This window comes from Pseudoalteromonas luteoviolacea, assembly GCF_001750165.1.
GTDB lineage: Bacteria > Pseudomonadota > Gammaproteobacteria > Enterobacterales > Alteromonadaceae > Pseudoalteromonas > Pseudoalteromonas luteoviolacea_G.
Genome location: NZ_CP015412.1, coordinates 755,806 through 763,390 on the forward strand (window position 1 = coordinate 755,806; position 7,585 = coordinate 763,390).

Below are 7,585 nucleotides of genomic sequence, written 5' to 3' on the forward strand. Positions count from 1 at the left end.
TATCTGTGGAATACCAGAAACAACACCGTCTTCACTGCCATACAGGCTGCTTAGAAAACTAGTAACCGAGTCACCTAAAACTGTACTTTCTTCACTGCCATACAGGCTGCTTAGAAATGTTAGCACTGCAAAAACGGTGTTGCATTTGACTTCACTGCCATACAGGCTGCTTAGAAACTAACTCACTACTATCACGCCCAGCGTTCTCTCTTCACTGCCATACAGGCTGCTTAGAAAGAACTGAACGAAAAGCAGTTGGCCGATCTCATCTTCACTGCCATACAGGCTGCTTAGAAATTTAAGACTTACTTTTGCTTTCACAAAGTTACCTTCACTGCCATACAGGCTGCTTAGAAATAAGTCCATAACTATCGTGTATGCTCGGCCTACTTCACTGCCATACAGGCTGCTTAGAAACCACGACATTGGAGATATGCCAAGTTAAAACTCTTCACTGCCATACAGGCTGCTTAGAAATACTAAGCCCATTTTGATGAGTACAGGCACGGCTTCACTGCCACACAGGCTGCTTAGAAATCTAGACCTAGTGGATTGAAATATGCAATACCCTTCACTGCCACACAGGCTGCTTAGAAATCTAGACCTAGTGGATTGAAATATGCAATACCCTTCACTGCCATACAGGCTGCTTAGAAACTAAAGATAAAGTACTCAAAAGTGTTAGCTACCTTCACTGCCATACAGGCTGCTTAGAAATAACATTTTTGTGGGTGAACTGATCAGTCACCCTTCACTGCCATACAGGCTGCTTAGAAACCACATGCCTTGCATCTGTTGAAACGTATCTTCTTCACTGCCATACAGGCAGCTTAGAAAGTTTACTGAATATACTTACGACACGTTTAGTACTTCACTGCCACGCAGGCAGCTTAGAAAGTGGGGCGTAACTGGGACTGGAGCTATCAACACTTCACTGCCACGCAGGCAGCTTAGAAATATCAGCAAACAGCTAAACGACGAGCATAGATCTTCACTGCCACGCAGGCAGCTTAGAAAAAAACATCAATTTCTTTTGCAGTGAGGTTCATCTTCACTGCCACGCAGGCAGCTTAGAAATGCCAGTGGACGATTTAAAAAGCATCTTTTATCTTCACTGCCACGCAGGCAGCTTAGAAACAACTCCCAAGCCAGAGTGCCGCATTGCAATACTTCACTGCCGAATAGGCAGCTTAGGTGATGAGTGACCGAAACGAAGTTTCGCAGCGTAAGGAGTGAGTCGCTTAGAATAAGGTCATGGATGACCGATGTAACCAAGCTCCATGGATGGATTTCAGCTCCGTGTTGGAAATATTCCGGTTCATTGCCCCACAGGCAGTTTATTAATGTATTCGTGATGAGTTGTTAGGTCTAACGTGGAGTTGCTTGTACACGCAGTGAAACTGGATCCTGATATTCATCAGGATGACGGGTTTAAGATAGGTGTATGATTTTATCTAAGTAGTGCATTTTGTTATGCCTACTGAAAGCTACTGCCCCATAGGAAGTGTATTATTGTTAGCCGTGATGAGTCGTTAGGTCTAACGTGGAGCTGCTTGTGCACGCAGTGAAGCTGGATCCTGATATTCATCAGGATAACGGGTTTAAGATAGGAGTTTTGATTTTGCCTAAGTGGCGTAATTTACTATGTCTACTGTAAACTACTGCCATACAGGCAGCTTACAAATGCCGGAGTTGTTTCTACACACACTAAAACCTTTACTATCTCACTATCTCACTATCTCACTATCTCACTATCTCACTATCTCATTATCTCACTGTCTCACTGTCTCACTATCTCACTATCTCACTATCTCACTATCTCACTGTCTCACTGTCTCACTGTCTCACTGTCTCACTGTCTCACTGTCTCACTGTCTCACTGTCTCACTGTCTCACTGTCTCACTGTCTCACTGTCTCACTGTCTCACTGTCTCACTGTCTCACTGTCTCACTGTCTCACTGTCTCACTGTCTCACTGTCTCACTGTATCATTGTCCATCTATTAACCCCTTTACCAACTTTTCAATTAATCATGTTCTTAATAACTTTAAACCATCATTAACCAAGCAAGTCGTATATGATTGTATATCACATTCGATTACCTTATTTATTTTAAATGTTCACATTGTAAGTGGGTAATTACTTCTTTCGTCGTTATATTTTTTGACTTTGAGCGCATCGAGTAACGCGCTGTTTTATTTTGTGTGCTTTGTTTAGGTATTAACAATCTTCTAGTCTTGAAAGCCTCTTAGAAACCTCCAAAAAACCCTGTATTTCAACCCGATTGGTCAGTATTTTGTTGCCCAACTATCTAAAATAACTCACGCGTGAGACAAATTAAATTAGCTAACTTTAAGGTGTTTTTGCAGGTATTACTGCTGCTTTAAACCGTGTCATTGATGTCTCGACGCACAAAACTGATATTTTTAGCAGTGTTTAATCTGTCTCTTTTTCTTTAAGATGTACGTAAACACCACTGTATCTAAGGCGGCAACAATGCGTTGTGACCTAAAAACCGTTCAATGCTCTCTACTTTAGCGAATAACTGGTAACGCTCGGTATTGATGGTTGAAATTCAAAATGTTCATTGAAAAAGCGAGGTTTCATTGCCCATTTTTGTAAAGCGCTGTGTGTCGACCTAGGTTTATTGACAGGTTACGTTGAGCAGCTTGATAAGGTACAAATATAAGTATATTGGCATTGGTTGCATCTGTTCTACTTGAACATGGGTAATGTAATATCAAGTAAATAGGATAAAACTGATTGATAAAATCACTTTGTGCATCGCCACAATAATTGCGCAAAGAGGCATGTGCGATATGCTGTTTATTTGAACCAATATACGCTGAATGCTTGGTTAAATCTTCGGAATGACCATGGTGAGTGTCTTTTATTTGTGTAGCAGTGATGCCGCTGACTTTTTAAAAATTGGCGAAATTTAGCAACAAAGATGGAGTATGAGCGTTAATTTCCGAGATTAAAGGCAATTTAAACATCAAAGTTAGATTAACGCTGACATTAAGCACAGTGATTTCCAAGTGCCTAGTGTATATCGCCCAAATGGTGCCTTAGTTGCAGGCAGGGAACTGCTGCAAAGCTAAGAAATATTAGTGTTACATATGGTTACTAAGTCATTGAACTGTATCGAATACCTCTCAATGGAATGGGTATTGGGTGCTTATCATACGTTTAAAATCATTTAATGTGCAGTTCTGTTATTGAGTCAATTTTACTTGGTTAAATAACGGAATTATAAAACAAAAAAATTCGAGCTGTAGGGAACATGAAGCTTGATATTGCTCCTGATATTACAAACCAATATTGGGGTCATTTATAAAAAACAGAGAGGATTAAGTGCAATCATGTTTAGTACTTTTACGAAGTATCCATTGATATCGAGAGCAGTCGTATTTTTTGCGGTGCCTCTAGTCTTATTATGCTATTTCAGCTTCAATAACTTATTTTTGGAGCCATTGCCAGCAAACCAAGACATTGAGTCTCTACAAGGTGTAAACGACAAAGTATCGATCAGACGTGATGATAACGGGGTGGCATACATCACGGCACCTACCGACTTAGACGTATATTTTGCAACAGGCTATGCACATGCTCAAGACAGGCTGTGGCAACTTGAACTGCAAAGGCGTATTGCGCAGGGACGTTTGAGCGAAGTGTTTGGCAAGCAGGCATTAGATCAAGACATTTGGTTTAGAACACTGGGTTTATACCGAGCGGCAGAAGAATCAATGCCAATGCTTAGTAAAGAGGCTTCAAATGCGTTGGATGCCTATGTAAATGGTGTCAATGCATGGATGCGTGAAGCGAAGCAATTGCCCGTTGAATTCTCTATATTGGGTGTTGAGCCAGAGCCTTGGACTAAGCTTGATTCATTAGCGTGGAGCAAGGTATTTGCATTAAACTTAGCTGGTAACTACACCAACGAAATTCAAAAATTGATAGGCGCACAAGAATTATCAGCTGCGCAAATGAAAACATTTTACCCTGACTATGTGGCTTCTGATCTGTCGCTAAGCGCAAATACAATCAATAAACTCAATGATATTGTTGCGTTACAAAAGTCGATTGAGTCTGAACTAAAAGTGGGTGGTAAATATGTTGGCAGTAATGCTTGGGTTGTATCTGGGCAATTTACTGAGTCTGGCGCGCCAATCTTAGCCAATGATCCGCATTTACCTCTGCAAATTCCTTCTCTGTGGTATGCAGTGTCACAAAAAGGTGCATCATTGACTGCCGATGGCATGAGTATTGTGGGCTTGCCAGTTGTCATTTTTGGTAAAAATGACCATATCTCTTGGGGTGGCACCAATATGATGGCCGATGTTCAAGATTTATTCATTGAACAGCTTAATGAATATGATCCGAGTAAGTACCTTCACAACGGGCAATGGAAAAAATTTAACACGCGAACTGAGCTTATTGACATTAAAGCTGACTTTCCTGCGGAGTTACGTGCACCTTATAAAACGGTGAAAATTCAAGTCAGAGACACGCTCAATGGGCCAGTGATCAGCGATGTTATTCAAGGGTTAGGTATGCCCATCTCTATGCGTTGGGTTGCATTGCAGCCAGGTGATACAACTTTTGAAGCATTTTATAAACTGAGCTACGCGAAAAACTGGCAAGAGTTTAATGACGCGTTGGACTATCTTGTTGCACCTGCGATTAATTTTGTCTACGCCGACATGCAGAACAATATTGGTATGACTGGGGCGGGTAAACTCCCTGTGAGACAAAAAGGTGATGGTAGTATGCCGATGCTGGCAGGTGAAGCATCGTCTGAGTGGGCTAAATATATTACATCTAGCGAATTGCCAAAATATTATAATCCGCCACAAGGCTACTTAATTAATGCCAACAATGATATTGCTTATCCAGGTTATCCTTATTTGATTTCAAAGAATTTTGCACCTGAATATAGAGCAAATAGAATTGAACAAATTTTGGCTTCAAGCATTAACCAAAATATCCCTATTACCGTAGAGTCGATGTTGACGGCGCAAAAAGATGAAAAAGACCTGTCGGCGACAACACTACTTGGTTATTTGAAAAATGTTAAGCCACGCAATGAACAACAAAAAGAAGCGATTGCTCAATTGAAGCAATGGCAAGGTGTTGCATCGAAAGAGAGTGTTGGGGCAACAATTTTTTATGGCTGGGTGAGGCATATCAGAGAGCGTATTTTTGGTGATGAGTTTAGTGAATTTTGGAATTCGAGCAAAAATGGTAATTATCTGGCCTTGCCTTACCTACTTGAGAGTGATGATTTGCTTGCACTTATCTCACAAGGATCTCCTTGGTGTGACAATGTAAAAACGGATGCCTCAGAGACCTGTCGCACTCTTACATTAGACGCGCTTGATGATGCAATACAAGAATTGGTGAAATTAAAAGGCAGTGCACAGGCTGATTGGCAATGGGGTGAAGTGCAGAGCACGTTTTACGCTCATACCCCGTTTAGTGATGTCAAAGTGCTAAACAATTTATTTGAGCGCAAGATTGGCGCAAGTGGTTCTGCGCATACTGTCAATGTGTCGGGCAGCTACTTTGATGTCAACGAAGGTTATATCAGCACTTTTGGTGGTGGTTTTCGCCAAATCATTGAAATGAAAAAAACAAATACAAAACACATGATGATGAATTCAACTGGCCAGTCGGGCCAAATCGCGAGTCCTTATTATGATGACATGGTCGAGAAGTTCGCTTCAGATGACATGGTGGGGTTTGTGACACCACAAGCTCAAGAAGAATAAGTCCTGAACTTCACGATTAAACAAGGAAAAAATTTATGAGCACTTTGAGTACATTTTCCAAAAAAGCGCCAAATAGGGTATTTATTGCAATCAGTCTTGGTGCATTTGCGGGGATTTTTTATGCCGCGTTAATTCCATTGGTACTTTCAACCATTACACCTGATAGCTCAGGCCTTGAAACGACAAATTCAGTTCAATCATTTTGGTTGTTCGATGTGATTGACTACAAAATGGCAGGGTTATATTTGGCCTCTTGTTTGCTGATTTTAATTATGCGCAGTGTGTCAGAAATCATGTTAATTAGGGTGTCTAGTGAAGTATCGAAAGACATTCGAAAAAAGTTTTACCAGCGCATTGCAAATGCACCTCTGTCTGAAATTGAGCGGATCGGTTCTGCAAAATTAATAGGTTCAATTAATATTGATGTTCCCCGTATTGTGGCGGGCGGTACCGTATTACCAACGCTTTTGATCAGTGCAATCACCTTGTTAGGTATGTTGAGTTTTTTAATGTATCTGAATATGGATGTGTTCATCTTGGTGATGATGGCTATCGTGATTGGCGCAATTAGTTACCAGGTTCCTATGTATATTGGTGGTCGAATCTTCCAATTTTCGCGTGAAAAGCATGATGAGTTACAACACTCAATTAGAGGGCTTATCTACGGTGCTAAAGAGCTAAAACTCGATGCTAGAAAAAGAGCATTGTTTTTCGATCAGTCATTGATGACGCGTGAAGAACAAATTCTACAAAATGATAAAAAAGCCAATACGATTATTAGAACCACAATGAGCTTTGGTGATTTAATCTGTTTCTTTGTCATTGGCGCTATCAGCTTTATTTTTATCAATTACTACTCCATCAGCAAAGAGGAATTAGTCGGAGTCATCATGGCGTTATTATACGTAACAGGACCTGTTGCGGTGATGTTGTCAATGGTGCCAACGCTGACTATCGCTTCTATCTCATATAAAAAACTGATGAAGCTGTTAGATGAGATCCCAAACGAGGGTTGTCATGATGCTGAAGTCGAGATTGCGCAGTGGGACGAGTTAAAGTTTTCTGATATCAAATATCAATATCCGTCAAATAACGATGAGCCTGGTTTTGAAGTCGGCCCGCTTAACTTTGGGATCCGTAAAGGAGAAGTAACTTTTATCATTGGTGGTAATGGCTCAGGTAAATCGACGATGAGTAAATTATTGACAATGCACTACAGGCCAACTGCTGGCTCGGTTTATTTTGGTGATACAAAAGTAACCGCGGATAATATCGTAAGCCTGCGCAACAAAATTGGTGCGATTTACTCTGATTATCATTTGTTTGATGAGCTACTAATGGAGCTGTCAGACGACGTCATTGATACGGCACAGCGCTATTTAGAAATGCTACAAATATCTCATAAAGTGAAGATTGTAGATGGCAAGTTTACCACCATCGATTTGTCCGATGGCCAGAGAAAAAGACTCGCTTTATTGGTTGCTTTACTGGAGGAGAAAGAGCTTTACCTATTCGATGAATGGGCAGCTGATCAAGACCCAGAGTTCAAAGACGTATTTTATCGAGAAATACTGACCAATATGAAAAAAGCAGGTAAGGCGGTTATCGTTATCAGTCATGATGACGCCTACTTTGGAACCGCAGACAACATCTTGGTGATGAATAACGGAAAGCTGAGACAGTCCAAAGACGATTCAAAGATTTTACGTGAATTGGGGCAAAAAGCGGCAAATGACAAATCGCAAACCAGCACACTTGAATCGAACAACAATACAAACATCGGCGAGCAATCGCGTGATGCACTGGCTCTGTAA

2 protein-coding genes and 1 CRISPR repeat array (1 of these 3 cut by a window edge) are annotated in these 7,585 nt (G+C 40.9%); both genes read left to right on the forward strand.

Annotation, left to right across the window (positions count from 1 at the left end):
- Positions 1-1,137: direct repeats of the CRISPR family, unit length 28 nt; unit sequence CTTCACTGCCATACAGGCTGCTTAGAAA (it extends 331 nt beyond the left edge of the window).
- A 2,225-nt stretch (positions 1,138-3,362) separates the two neighbouring features.
- On the forward strand, positions 3,363-5,771 hold the full coding sequence (locus tag S4054249_RS23730; RefSeq protein WP_046354127.1) for a penicillin acylase family protein: 2,409 nt from the start codon (positions 3,363-3,365) through the stop codon (positions 5,769-5,771).
- 35 nt (positions 5,772-5,806) lie between these two features.
- Positions 5,807-7,585, forward strand: a complete 1,779-nt coding sequence (locus S4054249_RS23735) for a cyclic peptide export ABC transporter (RefSeq protein ID WP_063881483.1) — start codon at positions 5,807-5,809, stop codon at positions 7,583-7,585.

Excerpts from the sequence above, each read along its gene's own strand:
- S4054249_RS23735 (WP_063881483.1), top strand. The coding sequence starts at position 5,807 with ATGAGCACTTTGAGTACATTTTCCAAAAAAGCGCCAAATAGGGTATTT.
- S4054249_RS23730 (WP_046354127.1), top strand. The coding sequence starts at position 3,363 with ATGTTTAGTACTTTTACGAAGTATCCATTGATATCGAGAGCAGTCGTA.